We start from the raw sequence: 18,130 nt of genomic DNA, 5'->3' as shown, positions 1-18,130 counted from the left end.
GTGCGGCGCCGGGCGGCCCTGGGCCGTGGGGGTGGGTCAGTTGCGCCAGGTGTCGAACAGGGCGACCTTGCCGTCGGCCGGGACGGTGGCGGTGCGGTTGGCGCCGCTCTCCCAGGTGGTGTTCCCGGCGGCGTCGCGGCGGATGTACTTGTACGAGAACACGGTCCCGGGCGGCAGCTGCACGTCGAGCTTCCACACCGGATAGGCGGCGGGGTCGAGCTTGGGCGCGGCGGCCGGGTTCCAACCGCCGAGTTCGGGCCGGTCGCCGGCGATGTGGATGTTCTGGCCGGGCACGGTGGTGGCGTTGACGGCGAAGGAGGCACCGGTGCTGTTCGAAGCGGGCGCGCAGGTGCGGGCGCCCGCGTGCAGGGCGAGGGCGGTGCCCGGGGCGACGGTGGCGGTGAACCGGCCGTCGGAGCCGACGGTGACGGCCCGTCCGCTCTGCACGTCGCAGTAGCCGCCGCCGGGCAGGGAGGTCTGGAAGGTGCGGGTGAGGGGGGCGCCCTCGTGGTTCAGGGCCACGTAGGCCTTGCTGCCGCGGCCGAAGGCGATCTGGTCGCCGCCGTTGTCCCACCAGTCGGTGACGGCCTGCCCGCGGGCGGTGTTGCGGAAGGCGACCATGGAGGAGATCTCGCGCCAGGCGTGCTGGCACTTCCAGCCGTCGCTGTAGCAGGCGTTGACGGTGCCGCCGTTCGGCGGGCCGGCGTCCTTGTCGGTCCACTCGTAGCCGGAGTGGACGTCCGGGGAGCCGTAGGGCCAGGCCAGCATGAAGACGTTGGCGAGGGTGTAGGCGGAGCCGTTCTTGTAGTTGAGGGTCTCGCCGTTTCGCTCGGTGTCGTGGTTGTCGACGAAGACGCCGGACTTGCCCGACGGCATGTGGCCCCAGGCCTCGCCGAAGTTCTTCAGGTAGGCGAGGTTCTCGCTCTGGAAGACCCGCTTCAGGTCGCGGGCGTAGCGGAACTCCTGGACGTCGCCGCTGCCGAGGTACTCGGCCGGGTCGACGGCCTCGCCGGCGCCGAAGATGGCCTCCTGCTTCCAGTAGGCGCCCGGGTTGGCCAGCCGGGACTTGATGTTGGCGAGGTCGGCGGCCGGCATGTGCTTGGCGGCGTCGATGCGGAAGCCGTCGACGCCCAGCGAGAGCAGGTCGTTGAGGTAGCCGGCGATGCGCGCGCGGACGTGCTCCTCGCCCGTGTCGAGGTCGGCCAGCTTGACGAGTTCGCAGTTCTGGACGTTGCCGCGGTCGCGGTAGTTGTCGCCGATCTCGCTGCGGCAGTCGTCCATGTCGGCGCCGGAGTACAGGCCGGGGTAGTCGTACTTGCGGTAGGTGCTGCCGCCGGTGCCGGTGAGGGTGGCGTTCGGGTCGGCGGGGCCGGCCATGTGGTTGATGACGGAGTCGGCTACGACCTTGACGCCGGCGGCGTGGCAGGCGTCGACCATCGCCTTGAAGGCGGCGCGGTCGCCGAGCCGTGAGGCGATCTTGTAGCTGACCGGCTGGTACGAGGTCCACCACTGGCTCCCCTGGACGTGCTCCTGGGGCGGGGAGACCTGGACGTATCCGTATCCGGCGGGGCCCAGGGTGTTCGTGCAGGCCCGGGCGACCGATTCGAAGCGCCACTCGAACAGGACGGCGGTGACGTCCTTGTCGCCGGGTGGGGAGGCCTGGGCGGGGGGTGCCTGTGCGGTGAGGGTCGCGGCGGCGAGGGCGGTGGCGGCGAGCAGCGCGGCGGCGCTCGCCCGGCGCGTGGGGGCGGCGGGCGGTCTGGCGTCGGTGGCAGACATGCGGGGACCTCCTGGCGGGAGAGGTGGGGATTGCACGCGACCGTAGGGGGCGCCCCCGCGTGTTGCAAGACTTTGCGCAAGAGATTGCAGAATTGTTTCCGGCCAGTAGGCCGCGGCTCCCGGCCCGGGCCGTCCGCCCGGCCCCGGACATGGCGGCGCCGGGACCCCGTGATCGGGGCCCCGGCGCCGGGCGGGGTCTCGGGGGTCGGCCCCGAGCTTTCAGGTGCGCAGCGGCGGCGGGGCCGTCGAGCCCCGGACCACCAGCTCCGGTTGGAAGACGTATTCGGTTCTCTGGACGGGCGTGCCGCCGACCGCCTCCAGCAGGGCGCCGACCGCGGCCGTCGCCATGGCGCGCACCGGCTGGCGGACGGTCGTCAGCGGCGGGTCGGTGAAGGCGATCAGCGGCGAGTCGTCGAACCCGACCACTGACACGTCCTCGGGGACGCGCAGCCCGCGCGCCCGGGCCGCCCGTATCACGCCGAGCGCCATCGGGTCGCTGCCGCAGACGATGCCCGTGCAGCCGCGGTCGAGGAGGGCGACGCCGGCGGCGTGCCCGCCTTCGACCGTGAACAGGGTGCGCTGGATCAGCCCCTCGGCCTCCGCCCCCGGTACGGCCGCGGTGAAGCCCTGCTCCTTGCGGGCCGAGGGCACGTACCGGGTCGGCCCGATCGCGAGGCCGACCCGCCGGTGTCCGAGGGCCTCCAGGTGGCGGACGGCCATGTCGGCGGCGGCCCGGTCGTCCGGGGAGATGAACGGGGCGTTCACCTGCTCGTTGAAGCCGTTGATCATCACGAACGGCACGCCGCGGGAGGCGAGCCGCTGATAGCGGGCCGGGTCGGCGTGCGAGTCGGCGTGCAGGCCGGACAGGAACACGATCCCGGTGACGCCGCGCGCCTCCAGCTGCTCGACGAGCTCGTCCTCGGTGGCTCCGCCGGGGGTCTGCGTGCACAGCACCGGCGTGTATCCGTGCCCCGCCAGCGCCTGCTCGATGACCTGCGCGAACGCCGGGAAGATCGGGTTGGTCAGCTCGGGTATGAGCAGCCCCACGAGGCCGTTGCTGCGGCGCCGCAGCCGGACGGGCCGCTCGTAGCCGAGCAGGTCCATCGCGGCCAGCACCTTGTGGCGGGTGCCGGCCGCGACGCCCGCCTTGCCGTTGAGGACCCGGCTGACGGTCGCCTCGCTGACCTGGGCCTGCGCGGCGATGTCCGTCAGCCGGAGGGGTGTGTCCCCGGTGGTCACTCCTCCCACCACACCGCCGTGTCGGCGGGCAGAGTGCCCGGGCTTTCGAGGACGGCGCTGGCCAGCAGCACGGTGCCCGGGGCGGGCAGTGCGACCGGCTCGGCCGTGGTGTTGACGGTGCAGGTGAAACCGCCGCGGCGGAACGCCAGGACACCGTCGGGTGCGGGCAGCCACTCGACCGCGTCGCCCGCGCCGAGGTCGGCGTGCTCGCGGCGGATCCGCAGCGCGGCCCGGTACAGCTCCAGCGTGGAGTCGGGGTCGCCGGTCTGCGCCTCGACGCTCAGCTCGGCCCACTCGGCGGGCTGGGGCAGCCAGCTGCCGCCGTCGCCGAAGCCGTACGGGGCCTCGGTGCCCGACCACGGGATCGGGACGCGGCAGCCGTCGCGGAAGCCGTCCTGCCCGGCCGCACGGAAGAACGACGGGTCCTGGCGCACCTCGTCGGGCAGGTCGGTGACGTCGGGCAGGCCGAGCTCCTCGCCCTGGTAGACGTACGCGGAGCCGGGCAGCGCCAGCATCAGCAGCGTCGCGGCCCGGGCGCGGCGCAGGCCGAGCTCGCGGTCGCCCTGCTCGCGCAGCTGCGTGCCGAGGCCGGGCGGGTTCGCGAAGCGGGTGGCGTGCCGGGTGACGTCGTGGTTGGACAGCACCCAGGTGGTGGGGGCGCCGACGGGGCGCATCGCGGCGAGCGAGCCGTCGATGACCTCGCGGAGCTCCCCGGCGTTCCAGCCGGCCGTCAGGTACTGGAAGTTGAACGCCTGGTGCATCTCGTCGGGGCGGACGTACAGGGCGGTGCGCTCGACGGTCGGGGTCCAGGCCTCGGCGACGAGGACGCGGTCGCCCTCGTACTCGTCGAGGATCCGCCGCCAGGAGCGGTAGATCTCGTGGACCCCGTCCTGGTCGAAGAACGGCATGACGTCGTTGCCGAGGAGCTTCAGCTGGTCGCCGGAGCCGATGTCGGGCAGGCCGGGGGCCTTGACGAGGCCGTGGGCGACGTCGACGCGGAAGCCGTCGGCGCCGAGGTCCAGCCAGAAGCGCAGGATGGAGCGGAACTCGTCCTGGACGGCCGGGTGCTCCCAGTTGAAGTCGGGCTGCTCGGGCGCGAAGAGGTGCAGGTACCACTCGCCGTCCGGGACGCGGGTCCAGGCGGGGCCGCCGAAGATGGACTCCCAGTCGTTGGGCGGGAGTTCGCCGTTCTCGCCCTTGCCGGGGCGGAAGTGGAAGCGCTCGCGCAGCCGGGAGCCGGCGCCTTCGCGGACGGCCTGCTTGAACCACTCGTGCTGGTCGGAGCAGTGGTTGGGGACGAGGTCGACGATGATCCGCAGGCCCAGTTCGTGGGCGTCGCGGATCACGGCGTCAGCGTCGTGCAGGGTGCCGAACATGGGGTCGATGGCCCGGTAGTCGGCGACGTCGTAGCCGGCGTCGGCCTGCGGGGAGGCGTAGAAGGGACTGAGCCAGACGGCGTCGACGCCCAGCTCCTTCAGGTACGGCAGTCTGCTGCGGATGCCTTCGAGGTCCCCCATGCCGTCCCCGTTGGAGTCGGCGAAGCTGCGCGGATAGACCTGGTAGATCACCGCTTCTCTCCACCAACCGGGCAGGGTGCCGGTCGGGGTGTGGAGTGTTTCGGCGAGGTGCTGGGTCATGACGTCCTTGTGGGTCGGGCCGGGGGTGTGCGGGGGCGGGAGCCGGGTGGTCAGCCCTTGGTGGCGCCCGCCGTCATCCCGGCAACGAGGTGACGCTGGGCGAAGACGAAGAAGATGGCGGCGGGGATCGCGATGAGGACCGAAGCGGCCGTCATGGGGCCCCAGTTGGCGGTGTACTGCGTGACGAAGGTCTGCAGGCCGCCCGCGAGGGTGAGGTTCTCGTCGCCGACCATGAACGCGGAGGCGTACGCGACCTCTCCCCACGCGGTGATGAAGGAGTAGAAGGCGGTCACGGCGAGGCCGGGGCGGGCCAGCGGCAGGATGAGCCGCCAGAAGGTGCCGAAGGGGGTGAGCCCGTCGACGCGGCCTGATTCGTCGATCTCCGCGGGGATCGTGTCGAAGAAGCCCTTCATCATCCAGGCGCAGAAGGGCACCGCGATGGTGAGGTAGGTGATGATCAGGCCGACGGGCTGGTTGAGCAGTCCGAGCTGTCCCATGAGGTTGTAGAGCGGGACGATGAGGATGGCCATGGGGAACATCTGCGTGATCAGCAGGGTCCACATCAGGGGCTTCATGCCGGGGAACCGGAACCGGCTGACGGCGTAGCCGGTGGTCGCGGCGATGAACACGCCGAGGACGGTGGTGATGCCGGCGACGAGGAGGGAGTTGCCGAACCAGGTGAAGAAGGAGGTCTCCTCCACCAGGTAGCGGTAGTTCTCCAGGGTGGGGTCCTTGACGAAGTCCGTCGTGATCGCGTGCTGGGCGGGCTTGAGCGAGGTCAGCAGGACCCACAGCACGGGGAACACGGCGATGACGGCGGCGGCGGCCAGCGTCGCGTGGAGCCCGAAGGAGGCGAGGGGCGAGCGCTGCCCGCGCGCGCGGACCTTCCCGGGGGCCTTCCCGGGGGTCGCGGCGGTCTTCCCGGCCTCGGTCGGGGCCGTGGTCGTGGAGGCGGCCATGGTCACCACACCTCTCCCTGCTTGCGCAGCGCGCGCCGGTAGACCAGCGCGAAGATCATGAGGAGGGCGAGGATGAGCACGCCCCAGGTCGCGGAGCCGGCGAAGTCGCGCGGGCTCGCCACGAAGGCCTCGCGGAAGGCCTGGGTCACCAGGATCTCGGTGGAGTCGCCCGGTCCGCCCCGCGTCAGCAGGAAGATCACCGGGAACATGTTGAAGGTCCAGATGGTGGAGAGCAGGATCACCGTCATGCTGACCGAGCGCAGTCCGGGCAGGGTGATGTGCCGGAAGCGCTGCCAGGTGGTGGCGCCGTCCATCTCGGCGGCCTCGTAGAGCTCGCCCGGGATGGACTGCAGGCCGCCGAGGAGGGCGACCATCATGAAGGGGATGCCGAGCCACACGTTGACGGTGATCACCGAGAGCTTGGCCCAGGTGGGGTCGTCGAGCCACGGGATCGCGGCGATGCCGCCGCCGTCGAGGAGCTTGTTGAGGATGCCGTTGTCGCGGTTGAAGAGGAACCGCCAGGCGAAGACCGAGACGAAGCCGGGGACGGCCCAGGGCAGGATGAGCGCCATGCGGTAGAAGGCGCGGCCCTTGAACTCGCGGTTCAGCATGTTCGCCAGGGCGAGGCCGAGCGCGAAGGTGACGGTCACGCACGCGACGGTCCACACCACCGTCCACACCAGCCGCTGCCAGAACACCGGGTCGCTCAGCACGGCCGCGTAGTTGTCGAGTCCGACGAACGCGTACGTGGCCTCGATGTGGTTGGCGCCGATCGTGCGGGCGACGTTCCGCTCGTTGGCGTCGGTCAGCGACAGGTAGACGCCGCGGACGAGCGGCCAGCCGATGATGATGCCGAGGACGAGCACGACCGGGGCGACCATCGCCCAGGCGTACCAGTGCGTGGCGAAAGCACGCTTGAGCCCGCCGCGGTTCGCGGCGCGCTGGGGCCCGTCAGTCCTGCGGCTCCGGCCGCGGGCGACGTCGGTCTCGTCGCCCGCGGCCTTCGCCACAGACTGGCTGGTGTGAGCAGCCATGGTCTTCTTTACTTCCAGCCCTTGAGGATCTTGCGGAACTCGGCGCCGGCGGCCTTGGCCGCGTCCTCGGGGCTGGACGCCCCGGTGATCGCCTTCGTGTACTCGACCTTCAGCGGCTCGAAGAGGGAGCCGTTCTCCGGGATCCAGGCCCGCTCGACGGCCTTGTCGACGGCCGGCTTGAAGAACTGGACCATCTCGCTGGACTTGACGTCGGGCTGCTCGTAGGCGGCGGTCCGGGTCGGGAGCAGGCTGAGGTCCTTGGCGGACTGGACCTGCACGTCCTGCGAGGTCATGTACTCGACGAAGGCGTGCGCGGCGGCGCGGTTCTTGGAGCCGGCGTAGACGGCGAGGTCGTGGCCGCCCTGCGGGGCGCCGGCCTTGACGGAGCCGGCCGGGACGGCGGCGACGCCGAGGTTGGCCTTGTCCTTGAACTGGTCGCCGGAGTAGCTGTCGGCGACGGCCCACGGGCCGTTGATCATCATGGCGGCCTCGCCGGACTTGAAGGCCGTCTGCATGTTGTTCCAGCCGTCGGTGGCGTTGGTGATCGCCGCGCCGGAGGTGACGAGGTCGCGGGCCGTCTTGAAGGCCTTGACGCCGGCCTCGTTGTCGACGGTGACCGTCTTGTTCTTCGCGTCGACGAGGTCGCCGCCCTCGCCGTAGATCAGCGGGAGGAACCAGTAGGAGTCGTCGCCGCGCAGGTACAGGCCGGCCTTGCCGGTCTTCGCCTTGATCGCGGCCGAGGCGGCCTTCAGCTCCTCCAGGGTCTTGGGGGGCTGGACGCCGGCGTCGGCGAGCATCTTCTTGTTGTAGAAGAGGCCGAGGGTGTCGATGACCTGCGGGACCGCGTAGGTCTTGCCCTCGTACTTGCCGCTGGCCGCGGCCTGCGGCAGGAACTCGGCGTCGATCTTCTTCGCGGTCTCGGCGGGGACCTCGTCGAGGTAGCCGAGGGAGGCGAAGTCCGCGACCCAGCCGACGTCGGCGCGGATCACGTCCGGGGCCTCGGCGCCGCTGCTGAAGGCGTTCTTGACCTTGTTCTGGGCGTCGCCGTAGGGCACGTTGACGTACTTGACGGTGACCTTGGGGTGCTTCGCCATGAACGCCTCGGCGATCTTCTGGAAGCTCGCCTTCTCGGCATCGTTCGAGGTGTCCCACCACGTGACCGTGCCGGAGAGCTCCCCGCCCGCCTTGGTCGCGCCGCCGTCGTCCTTGGTGTCACCGCCGCAAGCCGTCGCCGCGAGCGCCAGGGTCGCGACCAGCGCGGTGGCCGCTATGCCACGCCGCATATGAACTCCTTCGATGATCCCGGCCGCGCCCTCGCGGTCCCGAGTTGCAGGGAACGTAACAAGCCTGAAAGCCGACCGAAAGACCTTGCGGCAATTTTCTGCAAGCCCGGGGGATCGTTACATCCACGTGTCCGGACGGTTGCCGCTCCTTGCTGGCCGATCGAACGTCCTTCGGGTCGTCAGGCCCGCAACCAGGGGCCGTGTCGCCGCGTTGACCCCGGTATGACCCATGAGCTGACCGCCCCCCGGCTTGCAAGCGCTTCCAGCAAGACCACCGAAAGCGTCGGCTGGTGGCGCGATGCCGTCATCTACCAGGTGTACGTCCGGTCCTTCGCCGACAGCGACGGCGACGGCGTCGGGGACCTCCGCGGGGTGCGCTCCCGGCTGCCCCACCTGGCCCGGCTGGGCGTGGACGCGGTGTGGCTGACCCCCTTCTACGTCTCCCCGCAGGCCGACGGCGGCTACGACGTCGCCGACTACCGGGCCGTCGACCCCCTCTTCGGGGACCTCTCCGACGCCGACGAGCTGGTCCGCGCCGCCCACGCGCTGGGCCTGCGGGTGATCGTCGACGTGGTGCCCAACCACACCTCCGACCGGCACCCCTGGTTCCGCGAGGCGCTCGCCGAGGCCCCCGGCGGCCCGGCCCGCGCCCGCTACCACTTCCGCCCCGGCCGCGGCCCCGGCGGGATGGTGCCGCCCAACGACTGGGAATCCGTCTTCGGCGGCCCCGCCTGGACGCGCGCCGCCGGCGGCGAGTGGTACCTGCACCTGTTCGCCCCGCAGCAGCCCGACCTGAACTGGGAGCACCCGGAGGTCGCCGAGGAGTTCGCCTCCGTGCTGCGGTTCTGGCTCGACCTCGGCGTCGACGGCTTCCGGGTGGACGTCGCCCACGGCATGGTCAAGGCCCCCGGCCTGCCCGACATCGGCCGCGGCGCCCAGGCCACCCTGATCGGGACCGAGCCGCTGCCGTTCTTCGACCAGGACGGCGTCCACGACATCCACCGCTCCTGGCGCCTCCTCCTCGACGAGTACGGCGGCGACCGGATCGGCGTCGCCGAGGCGTGGGCGCCCACCTCGGAGCGCCTGGCCCTGTACGTCCGCCCCGACGAACTGCACCAGGCCTTCAACTTCCGGTTCCTGAACTGCCCCTGGGACCCGGCCCTGATGCGGACCGTGATCGACGAGTCGCTCGCCGCGACCGCCGCGGTCGGGGCCACCACCACCTGGGTCCTCTCCAACCACGACGTCGTCCGGCACGTCACCCGCTACGGCGGCGGCGCGCAGGGCCTGGCCCGGGCGCGGGCCGCCGCCCTGCTGATGCTGGCGCTGCCCGGGTCGGCGTACCTCTACCAGGGCGAGGAGCTCGGCCTGCCCGAGGTCGCCGACCTGCCCGACGAGGTGCGCCGGGATCCGGCGTTCCTGCGCACCGCCGGGCAGGACGGGCTGCGCGACGGCTGCCGGATCCCGCTGCCCTGGTCGGGGCAGGAGCCCCCGTACGGCTTCGGCCCGGCCGGGAGCTGGCTGCCGCAGCCCCGGGACTGGGCGGGCCTGACCGTCGCCGCGCAGACCGGCGACCCGCACTCCACCCTGGAGCTGTACCGGGCCGCCCTGGAACTGCGCCGGGCCCTGCCGGGCCTCGGCTCCCCGGACGCCGGCCCGCTGGAGTGGCAGCCCTCCCCGGAGGGGGTGCTCCTCTTCACCCGGCCCGGCTTCGCCTGCACCCTCAACGGGCGGGGCACGGTGGTGGAGCTGCCGTCGCCGGGACGACCCGTCCTCTCCAGCGCCCCGGTGGAGACGGACGGCCGATCGGTGCGCCTCCCCCAGGATTCGTGCACCTGGTGGGCTTTGTAGCGTGCGACCGGTACAGTCCAATCCCGTGACCGCACGGCTTGCCGACATCGCAGCCCAGGCGGGGGTCAGCGAAGCCACAGTCAGCCGCGTGCTCAACGGCAAGCCCGGTGTGGCCGCAGGCACCCGCGAGTCCGTGCTGGCCGCGCTCGACGTCCTCGGCTACGAGCGGCCCGTGAAGCTGCGGCAGCGCAGCGCCGGCCTCGTCGGGCTGATAACCCCCGAGCTGGACAACCCCATCTTCCCGGCGCTGGCCCAGGTCATCGGCCAGGCGCTGACCCGCCAGGGGTACACCCCGGTCCTCGCGACGCAGACCCCCGGCGGGTCCACCGAGGACGAACTGACCGAGATGCTCGTCGACCGCGGCGTCTCCGGGATCATCTTCGTGTCCGGCCTGCACGCCGACACCACCGCCGACACCGGCCGGTATGACCAACTTCGCGCACAAGGCGTACCGTTCGTCCTGATCAACGGCTTCTCCGAGAAGATCCAGGCCCCCTTCGTCTCCCCCGACGACCGGGCGGCGATGCAGCTGGCCGTCACGCATCTGACCGCGCTCGGCCACACCCGCATCGGGCTCGCCGTCGGCCCCAAGCGGTTCGTGCCCGTCCTGCGCAAGATCGAGGGCTTCCGCCTCGGGATGAAGGAGCGCCTCGGCCTCGGCGAGGACGCCGTCGAGGAGCTCGTCCAGCACTCCCTGTACTCCCTGGAGGGCGGCCAGGCCGCCGCGACCTCGCTGATCGCCCGCGGCTGCACCGCCGTCGTGTGCGCGAGCGACATGATGGCGCTCGGCGCGATCCGGGCCGCCCGCCAGCAGGGCCTGCGGGTCCCGCAGGACGTCTCCGTGGTGGGCTTCGACGACTCCCCCCTGATAGCGTTCACCGACCCGCCGCTGACGACCATCCGCCAGCCCGTACAGGCCATGGGACAGGCCGCCGTGCGGACGCTGCTGGAGGAGATCGGCGGCACACCGGCCCCCCACACCGAGTTCGTGTTCCTGCCCGAGCTGGTGGTCCGCGGGTCCACCGCGTCCGGCCCCGGGCAGACCAGGGGCCCGTCTCGTCCTGAAGGCTGAGCGGCTGCGGCAAGGATGCTCCCGCGGGATGATCGAAGGCGGGAAGGCATCTGGCAAACTCTCGTCCCATGGCTGAAGCGAGCGTGAAGACACTGGAAACCCGGACGGATGTCTCGACGCCCGCCGCCGTCGACGGGGCGGCCCCGCCGGAGACCCGGCCCGACCTCCTCACCCGCCTCCGCGCGCCCCGCAGGCCGCGGATCTGGTTCGAGATCCTCCTCATCGCGGTCAGCTACTGGACGTACTCGCTCATCCGGAACGCGGTGCCCGAGCAGAAGACCGTCGCCCTCGCGAACGCCGACTTCCTGTGGCGCCTGGAGCAGGCCCTGGGCATCGCCGTGGAGAAGACCGTCAACCACACCGTGGACTCGGTGACGTGGCTGGTCGTCGGCATGAACTACTACTACGCCACCCTCCACTTCGTGGTGACCCTCGGCGTGCTCGCCTGGATCTACCGCCGGCACCCCGGCCGGTACGCGGCCACCCGCCTCGTGCTCTTCGCGACCACCGGCGTGGCCCTGGTCGGCTACTACTTCTACCCGCTGGCCCCGCCGCGGCTGATGGAGACCGAGGACTTCATCGACACGGTGCTCGTCCACCACACCTGGGGCTCGATGGCCTCCGGCAACCTCAAGAACATGTCGAACCAGTACGCCGCCATGCCGTCCATGCACATAGGGTGGTCGCTCTGGTGCGGGCTGACGATCTTCGCGGTGGCGACCGTCCCGTGGGCCCGGGTCCTCGGCCTCCTCTACCCGACTGTGACGCTCGTCGTCATCGTCGCCACCGCCAACCACTTCTGGCTCGACGCGGTGGGCGGCATGATCTGCCTCGCGTTCGGCTACGCGGTCTCCCGCGCCTGGTACGGCGACATGCCGCACCGGCTGCCCCGCCACCCCCTCCACACCGGCCCGCACCCGGCCACGGCCGCGCTGCTGAACCGGTTCCGCGGGCAGCGCACCTGACCCCGCCGGGCGCCTACTGCTGCCCGAGGGCCATCCACTTCTGCGGGAACGCGAGCGGCTCGAAGCCCTGCCGGGCGTACACCTCGTGCGCGTCGGCGGTGGCCAGGAGGATCCGGCGCAGCCCGAACGGCTCCAGGTGCGCCCGCACCGCCCCCACCAGCGCCCCGCCGAGGCCCTTGCCGCGCACGGCCGGGTCGACGTACACGTCGCAGAGCCACGCGAAGGTGGCCCGGTCGGTGACCACCCGGGCGTACGCCGCCTGCTCGCCCGAGGCGCTGTCGTACACCCCGAAGTTCAGCGAGCCGGCGATGGCGGCCTCCTGCTTCTCCCGGCTGCGGCCCAGCGCCCAGTAGGCGTCCTCGGACAGCCACCGGTGGATCCGGGCCACGTCGAGGCGGGAGGGGTCGGCGGAGATCTCGTAGCCGTCGGGGAGTGCTTCAGTGCTCATCGCGCCATCCAAACAGGCCGCGCAGGGGCGCGTCAGGGGATATCCCGGGATCCGAGACGGGCGCGGGCCGCCTGCCCGTGACCCAGGGGAGGACGGCCGGCGGGGTCGCGTCGGGGACGGTCCCGGTGATCCGGGTCAGGGCCTCGGCGACGGCGCGGGTGAAGTCGTCGTCCACCAGGATCCGCTTCCGCTCCCAAGGCTCCCGGACCCGCTCCTCCCGCTCCAGCAGCCCCACCAGCACCGGCACCGCCTCGGCGGCGGCCGGGCCGATCGCGCCCAGGTGCCGGACCGCGGACGGCGTGGGGTGCGCGGGGTGGCCGTCCCAGGCCGGGTCCACGTCCGCGAGGAGCACCGGCACCGCCGGCTCCGGATCACCCGTGATCCGCCACCAGGCGTACGCGGCCGCGACCCGGGTCCAGGCGCCGGGCGAACCCGCCAGGGCGCGCACCGCGTCGGCGTGCCCGGCGGCGGCCGGGCCGAGGTCCGCGAGGTACGGCAGGACCCGGCTGCCGCGCCCCGCCGCCAGGTCGGCTGCGCAGGCCTGCCGGAGGAGGGCGTCGTCGCCGGTGATGCGCCAGTGCGCCCAGGCGGCCATGCGGACCCCGTGCCAGGGGCAGGCGGCCGTCGGGCCGTACGGGCCCTCGGGGCGCGCGGCACCCGTCGCGAACTCCGCCAGCCGACCCGCGGCCGCGGCGGCGGGCGGCCCGATCCGGCCGAGGACGCGGGCGGCACCGTAGGCGCACCCGGCCTCCAGGTGCGGGATGACCTCGGGCAGGGCCGGGGCGGCGGCCGCGCCCAGGTCGGCGAGGAGGCGGAGCAGGTCGGAGGTCGACATGCGGGTGTGCCGCAGCTCGGCCCGCACCAGCGGGAGCAGGTCGGCGGTGGGCAGCACGGCGAGGGGACGCGCGTCGATGAGGAACCAGTCCGCCGCGGACAGGTTCCTCAGGGCGGGCATGGCCCGCACATCCCCCGCACCGGCCAGGGCGAGGGCGAGCATCTGGACGTGCGACTGGGCTTCGCTGCCGCCCTGGAGACGGCCGCTGCCGAGGCGGCGGGCCAGGCGGTCGGCGTGCGGGGCGAGGGCGAACCGGGCCTGCATGACCGCGTCCCCGGCCCTCCACTGGCCCTCGGGCGGGCCGCAGGCCGCCTCGACGACCGCCGCCCAGGCGGCCGGATCCGGCCGCCGCTCGCGGAGGACGGCCTGCACGGCCGCCTCCGCACCACGGGGCTCGCGAAGCCGTCTAAACAACGGCGGATGCCAGGAACCCGGCCCAGGCAGCCGGAGCCACGGCGAGCCGGCCGCCGTCGGGGACCTTGGAATCCCGGACGAGGACGGTGCCGGTGAGGTGGGCGACCTCTACGCAAGCAGGGCCGTCGTTGGTGCTGTAGCTGCTCTTGATCCAGGCGACCTCGACGCATTCGTTGCTGTCGCTCGCGCTGTAGCTGCTCTTGACCCACGCCAACGCAGCGGGGTCCGCTGCAGAGGGTTTGATGCTCATGTCTCTCCCAGCGCTTTCTCGATGAAGGCTCGCGACTCCCGGGGACTGAGAGCCTGGGAACGGATGATCCCATAGCGCAGTTCGAGGAGTTGGATGTCCTTGGGATCGGTGATCAAGCGACTCGCCACCTGTGACTCGCAGTAGGCGACCGCAGAGCCGTCCTCCAGCTTCACGACCTGAATGTGGCCCCCCATCCCAGCGTGGTCCTCGGACTGCGTAGGCATGACCTGAATCTCAACGTTGCGCAGAGCACCTACCTCCAGCAGGCGCTTCAACTGGCCTTGCAGCACGCCAGAACCTCCGATCGGCCGCTCAAGTGTGACCTGCTCCAAGACGAAGGTCAGGGCAGGCGCTGGCTGGCGATGGAAAATCTCTTGGCGCGACATGCGTGCTGCTACGTGGCGGTCCACCTCGTCCGAGGAGTATGCCGGACGCCGGATCTCGTACAGGGCCCGCGCATACGCCTCGGTCTGAAGCAGTCCGTGCAGGTTGTGGTTCCCGTATGCGCCCAGCTCAACCGCTCTCGCCTCCAATTCGGCGAGATCCCGCACTTTCTTGGGATAACGGGCCTTTTCCACATCGGCCTTCATCGCCGCGATTTTCCCGCCCGCCCCAAGGACCTCGTCCGCCTTGTCCAGGAACTCCGGGCGGGGAATGCGGGTGCCGCGTTCGATCTTGTAGATGAGGTTCGGGCCGTATCCCATCCGCTGGCCGAACTTGGCGCGGTCGAGGCCGGCGGACTCGCGCCACATTTTCAACTGGCGCCCCAGCGCGGCGATCACCGCCCCCGATTCGTCCTCCGGGTCGAGTTCCCAGCTCGACTCGTCGGCGCCGTCTGTGTTCACTTCCACCTCCGCGGGGACCGTCAGGACAGCACGGGACTGCCGGGGACAGCCGCCGTACACAGCGGCCTCGGCACTGTTCAGGTTACGCAGGGGCGGCCACGCTGAGTCACGTGAATCAGGAAATCTCCCTCGTCGCGACCCTCCCCGCGACCCCGCGCGGCGCTCGTGCCGCACGTGCCCTCACCGTCTCCCAACTGGTGGAACATCGACTTCCGTTCGCGGACGCGGCGCAGGTCGTCGCCGAGCTCGCCGCGAACGCGGTGACGCACGGGAGGGTGCCGGGGCGGGGGTTCCGGCTGCGGTTGCGGACGGGGCCCGGGCCTACGCTGCGTATCGAGGTGTCGGACACGCGGGCCGAGGCGGTGCCGCGGTGCGAGCCGTCCGTTCCGGATGCGGGGGCGGAATGCGGGCGGGGGCTGCTGCTGGTGTCCGCGCTCGCCTCGCGGTGGGGAATCGACCGGGGGCCGGTTCCGCTGAAAACGGTGTGGGCGGAATTGGATTTCGACAATCCGCTTTCACCGGATCGAGGTTCCCACGACCCGGTGCACCGCGTTCCGGCGGCACGCGACGCCTAAATGACATAACCACAGGCACAACGACCTCACCCAACCTCCCCCCTCCCCCTCTCACCCGGTCGGGTGAATCGCCCCAACCCCGCTGGCAAATGCGCCAATTCGCGGTGCACGATTCCCTCACAACCCCAGAAACGCGAACGGCCCTCGACCGGGACTGCCATCCCGAACCGAGGGCCTGACCACAGTGGAAGTGAGCCCCTTCCCCATGGCTGACCAGCAGCCTAGCGCGCCCGCGTGCCCCACGGCGGGCATCCGGCACATCAACCGCGATCACACCCGGCGGTACGTCAAGGTGGGCAACCACCTCGCCCAGCACCGCGAGTTGAGCCTGACGGCGATCGGCCTCGCCGTGCACATCCAGTCGCTGCCCAGCGGCGCCAGCGTCACCATCAAGAGCCTCGCCGGGCGCTTCCCCGAGGGCGAGGTGCGCATCGCCGCCGCCATGCGCGAACTGGAGCACCACGGCTACCTGCGCCGCCGCCGGGAGCGCGCCGCATCGGGGCGGGTCGTGGCCTTCACGGAGTCGTACAACAACCCGCCCGCCCTGTGGGCCGAGGCCCGCACCGCCCGCGAGGCCGCGCCCCCGGAGCCCGCCGCGGCCCGCCCGCAGGAGGCCGCCCCGGGCGAATGCCCGCCCTGCACGCGCCGCCGCACGGCCGCCTGAGATGACCAATGCCTGACCAGCGGAAACTCGGCAACTATGGTCGACTCAGGCCTCGCCGCGAGTCGACGGAGCGGAGTGCGATGCGCCCTTGTGCGTCCGGTATCGCCGGCATGATTGCCATCACGCCGATCGGCACGGTGGCCGCTGCCTCCACACAGCGCATCAGCCGGTTCGCAGGGCGCCGCTCACAAGGGACGGTTCATTTCCGGCGGCTCGGGCCCAGGGGCCGTGGGGAGACGACAGTAGTCCGACCGGGGACAACGGCGGGACGCACCGTATCCTCCCCGCGTTGCGGACGTTCATCGGGGTATGAAGAAGATCGTGTTTTCAGTGGCGGCCGCGGTGTCGGTCGTCCTCGTCTTCACCGGCGCCGCCAACGGCGAGCCTGCGACCGCCACTGTGGCTCCGTCCATCCAAGAAGTGACAGGGCAGGGCACTGATGCCTGCCCGAGCATGAGCCTGTGCCTTTACCAGGACCACAACTTGAACGCCGACAAGCCCGCCCGGATCTGGATCTTCCCGGTGTCCGAGGAGCGCCAGGACTTCAGTCTCAGGGAGCACGACGCAGCGAACCGACCCTCGTCGGGCTACCTGAACGCCCCCGGCCTGGGCTGGGCCGCATACCTGTTCCCCGACTACACCTGCGGGTTCGACGGCAGCAGGGACGCCGAGGCCATCCAGTTCCACGGCGGCCGACAGCTGAACGACCTCGACGGCGTCAACGGACGCGCGAAGCGGTACGGGTACTTCTACAAGAACGGCAAGTGGAGCAAGACGCAGGAGTGGGGCATCACCGAACAGACCCTCTACCTCAACGACCGGGCGGGCTGCATCTCCACAGGGTCGTACAGCAGCACCAGCGAGCTTCGCCCACCCATCGACGGTGACATGTAGCGCCACCCGACCGATCGCCAAGGCCCGCCGACTGCTGTTGGCCAGGCGGGCCCAGCGCGTTGTGGCCCGGCCGCACCGGACTGCCACACGACACCGGCGCAGGCGATCGCACCGAAAAGGGTCACTGGGGCCATACCGTCAGCGTGAACTGCCGGGTGGGGCCGTTGGTTCCGGCCCTGACCGTGAAGGAGTACGCCCCGAGGAGCGTCGGCACACCCTGGATCATCCCGGTCGCGTCCAGGGACAGGCCCGGCGGCAGTGCACCCGCCGCCAGTGTCAGCACGGGAGCGAAGTACGTCCCGGTCGTGTTCGGGGGGATCTCCAGGACGTGCGCCGGGAACGCCGCCTGCGCCTGGTCGCCGTAGTCCTGCGCGGTGACCGCGACCGTCTCCTCCTCACGGGGGATCAGCCACGCATAGCGGGTGCCCTCCGCCCCGTCGGGCAGCACGTCACCCGGACCGAACCGGTGGAAGGCGACGCGTCGGCCGGCGTGGACGGCCTGGCCGTCGAATCCGTCACGGTCCAGGGCGGCGTCGTGCAGGACCCCGCCGACCCGCGCGATGGCGTGGTACTGGAAGTCCCACCCCTGCTGGGCTTGGCCCGGGTGCCACTGGGTGTCCAGTGCCTGCACGTTCGTCAGGTTGATCATGTTGCCCACCCCGCCGGCCCACACCATCTGGTCGTTCGCGAAGAAGCCGCCCCAGACCATGACCGTGTTGGCCGGGAGGCCGACCGTCTGTGCCAGGAGGACCAGCAGGTTGGCGTAGTCCGCACACACGCCCCGCCCGTCGGTGAGGACGGTCAGCGGATCGTCGTTGATCGGGTCCGAGGGGTCGTACTGCACCCGCATCCTGAGGGAATGGCGCAGTGCCGTCGCCACCGCCTGCGCGTCGGTCTGCCCGGCCAGCATGCTCATGGCCGCCACCACGGCATCGGCGCGGGCATGAGTCTGCGGGGTGCCGTACAGGCGGTGGACCTCGTGCGCGGTGGTGTCGATCTCCTGGACCTGACCGGGCGCGTTCTCGCGCACCAGCCTCCACGACACGCCGTGCACGGTGGTGCCGACGCCGTTCACGGGCAGCCGCAGCGCGGACAGGAGGAAGAGGTTCTGACCGGGGATCGGCGCGACGAACGAGGACTCGCCGACCTGCTGGTTCCCCGACCACGCCTGCAACTGCACCCGCGCGGCCGACGTCCCGAGACCGGAGACCGCCACGACGGCGGACGGGGTGTCCGCCGTCCGGTACGTGAGGTTCGCCGTCAGGGGGAATCCCGACTCCCACCTCGTCAGCTGAAACCCGTCCAACGGGATGCCGCCCCCGAAATCGATGCTGTCGAGCGTGGGCACGGCGGGCGCTGGGGCCTGGCCCTGCGGGACCTGTCTCT

At 71.5% G+C, this 18,130-nt stretch carries 17 protein-coding genes; 6 read left to right on the top strand and 11 right to left on the bottom strand.

The genetic code is table 11. From position 1 onward, the window contains the following. Positions 1–36 precede the first annotated feature (36 nt). The 6 genes from EF903_RS06210 to EF903_RS06185 all read right to left on the bottom strand — a co-directional run bounded on the left by EF903_RS06210 (position 37) and on the right by EF903_RS06185 (position 7,931). A complete protein-coding gene (locus EF903_RS06210) occupies positions 37–1,779 on the bottom strand; it encodes a carbohydrate-binding module family 20 domain-containing protein (RefSeq protein ID WP_125541732.1) in 1,743 nt (580 codons plus the stop codon). Positions 1,780–1,998: 219 nt separating this feature from the next. Further along, a complete protein-coding gene (locus EF903_RS06205) occupies positions 1,999–3,027 on the bottom strand; it encodes a LacI family DNA-binding transcriptional regulator (RefSeq protein WP_399420232.1) in 1,029 nt (342 codons plus the stop codon). Continuing rightward, positions 3,015–4,655, bottom strand: coding sequence for a glycoside hydrolase family 13 protein (locus tag EF903_RS06200; protein ID WP_125541728.1), 1,641 nt, complete (start codon positions 4,653–4,655; stop codon positions 3,015–3,017). The genes EF903_RS06205 and EF903_RS06200 overlap by 13 nt, the downstream gene beginning before the upstream one ends. A gap of 50 nt (positions 4,656–4,705) precedes the next feature. After that, a complete protein-coding gene (locus EF903_RS06195) occupies positions 4,706–5,614 on the bottom strand; it encodes a sugar ABC transporter permease (RefSeq protein WP_260614884.1) in 909 nt (302 codons plus the stop codon). Positions 5,615–5,616: 2 nt separating this feature from the next. After that, positions 5,617–6,648, bottom strand: a complete 1,032-nt coding sequence (locus EF903_RS06190; protein ID WP_125541726.1) for a carbohydrate ABC transporter permease — start codon at positions 6,646–6,648, stop codon at positions 5,617–5,619. 8 nt (positions 6,649–6,656) lie between these two features. Continuing rightward, a complete protein-coding gene (locus EF903_RS06185; RefSeq protein ID WP_125541724.1) occupies positions 6,657–7,931 on the bottom strand; it encodes an extracellular solute-binding protein in 1,275 nt (424 codons plus the stop codon). 222 nt (positions 7,932–8,153) lie between these two features. Between EF903_RS06185 and EF903_RS06180 the strand changes: the two genes are divergently transcribed. The 3 genes from EF903_RS06180 (at position 8,154) to EF903_RS06170 (ending at position 11,819) form a co-directional block, all read left to right on the top strand. Continuing rightward, a complete protein-coding gene (locus EF903_RS06180) occupies positions 8,154–9,782 on the top strand; it encodes an alpha-amylase family glycosyl hydrolase (protein WP_125541722.1) in 1,629 nt (542 codons plus the stop codon). A gap of 25 nt (positions 9,783–9,807) precedes the next feature. Beyond that, complete coding sequence (locus EF903_RS06175) at positions 9,808–10,854, top strand: LacI family DNA-binding transcriptional regulator (RefSeq protein ID WP_125541720.1); 1,047 nt, start codon at positions 9,808–9,810, stop codon at positions 10,852–10,854. 68 nt (positions 10,855–10,922) lie between these two features. Beyond that, positions 10,923–11,819, top strand: a complete 897-nt coding sequence (locus tag EF903_RS06170; protein ID WP_125541718.1) for a phosphatase PAP2 family protein — start codon at positions 10,923–10,925, stop codon at positions 11,817–11,819. Between the two features lie 13 nt (positions 11,820–11,832). Here EF903_RS06170 and EF903_RS06165 read toward each other — a convergent pair whose 3' ends face one another. The 4 genes from EF903_RS06165 to EF903_RS06150 are packed head-to-tail and all read right to left on the bottom strand — an operon-like array spanning position 11,833 to position 14,611. After that, positions 11,833–12,267, bottom strand: coding sequence for a GNAT family N-acetyltransferase (locus EF903_RS06165; protein ID WP_125541716.1), 435 nt, complete (start codon positions 12,265–12,267; stop codon positions 11,833–11,835). Then, positions 12,257–13,474 carry a hypothetical protein gene (locus tag EF903_RS06160; RefSeq protein WP_125541714.1) on the bottom strand — a complete coding sequence of 406 codons (1,218 nt, stop codon included), beginning with the start codon at positions 13,472–13,474 and terminating at the stop codon, positions 12,257–12,259. The genes EF903_RS06165 and EF903_RS06160 overlap by 11 nt, the downstream gene beginning before the upstream one ends. A gap of 34 nt (positions 13,475–13,508) precedes the next feature. After that, the gene (locus tag EF903_RS06155; protein WP_125541712.1) at positions 13,509–13,766 is read right to left on the bottom strand and encodes a DUF397 domain-containing protein; all 258 of its coding nucleotides are present in this window, start codon (positions 13,764–13,766) and stop codon (positions 13,509–13,511) included. Further along, a complete protein-coding gene (locus EF903_RS06150; protein WP_125541710.1) occupies positions 13,763–14,611 on the bottom strand; it encodes a helix-turn-helix transcriptional regulator in 849 nt (282 codons plus the stop codon). Before EF903_RS06150 ends, EF903_RS06155 begins: the two co-directional genes overlap by 4 nt. A 110-nt stretch (positions 14,612–14,721) precedes the next feature. On the opposite strand from EF903_RS06150, the gene EF903_RS06145 reads away from it, so the two are divergent. The 3 genes from EF903_RS06145 to EF903_RS06135 all read left to right on the top strand — a co-directional run bounded on the left by EF903_RS06145 (position 14,722) and on the right by EF903_RS06135 (position 16,744). Next, on the top strand, positions 14,722–15,186 hold the full coding sequence (locus tag EF903_RS06145; protein ID WP_260614881.1) for an ATP-binding protein: 465 nt from the start codon (positions 14,722–14,724) through the stop codon (positions 15,184–15,186). A 205-nt stretch (positions 15,187–15,391) separates the two neighbouring features. Next, on the top strand, positions 15,392–15,850 hold the full coding sequence (locus EF903_RS06140) for a hypothetical protein (RefSeq protein ID WP_125541708.1): 459 nt from the start codon (positions 15,392–15,394) through the stop codon (positions 15,848–15,850). A 309-nt stretch (positions 15,851–16,159) separates the two neighbouring features. Then, positions 16,160–16,744: a hypothetical protein gene (locus tag EF903_RS06135; protein ID WP_125541706.1), complete on the top strand. Its 585-nt coding sequence runs from the start codon at positions 16,160–16,162 to the stop codon at positions 16,742–16,744. A 121-nt stretch (positions 16,745–16,865) separates the two neighbouring features. Here the strand turns inward: EF903_RS06135 and EF903_RS06130 are convergent. Further along, the coding region (locus tag EF903_RS06130; RefSeq protein ID WP_221888718.1) for a transglutaminase domain-containing protein at positions 16,866–18,130 on the bottom strand (1,265 nt) is incomplete at its 5' end.

This window comes from Streptomyces sp. WAC05292 (assembly GCF_003949955.1).
Classification (GTDB): domain Bacteria; phylum Actinomycetota; class Actinomycetes; order Streptomycetales; family Streptomycetaceae; genus Streptomyces; species Streptomyces globosus.
Note: the sequence above shows the minus strand (reverse complement) of the source record. Positions and strands in the feature narration are given on the sequence as shown.